This window comes from Pseudomonas sp. SIMBA_067, from assembly GCF_046534675.1.
GTDB lineage: Bacteria > Pseudomonadota > Gammaproteobacteria > Pseudomonadales > Pseudomonadaceae > Aquipseudomonas > Aquipseudomonas putida.
In genome coordinates this window covers 1-270 of record NZ_JAWRYH010000464.1, presented here as the reverse complement: position 1 = coordinate 270, position 270 = coordinate 1, and the positions used below count along the sequence as shown (strand labels likewise).

Below are 270 nucleotides of genomic sequence, written 5' to 3'. Positions count from 1 at the left end.
AACGGGCTGATGACCATCGGCGACACGCCGCTGTTCGACTCGGCAACCCTGCTCGGCGAGCTGTTCTACAGCAACTTGCTCAAGCTCGATGGCCACAACGAGGCCTTGTACAAGGGCAAGAGCAGCTACCGCGGTATCGACAAGGCCACCCGCGATAACTGGGGCATTGCCGTCAACTTCACCCCCACCTGGTACCAGGTGGTACCGGGCATGGACTTGAGTATGCCGCTGTCGGTCAACGTCGGCATCGACGGTGTGTCGCCGGTGCAG

At 61.5% G+C, this 270-nt stretch carries 1 protein-coding gene; it reads left to right on the top strand.

Going from position 1 to position 270, the window contains the following annotated elements:
• Positions 1-270, top strand: a 270-nt coding sequence (locus SB765_RS29910; RefSeq protein ID WP_410932531.1) for a DUF1302 family protein, incomplete at both ends; no start/stop codon positions are given.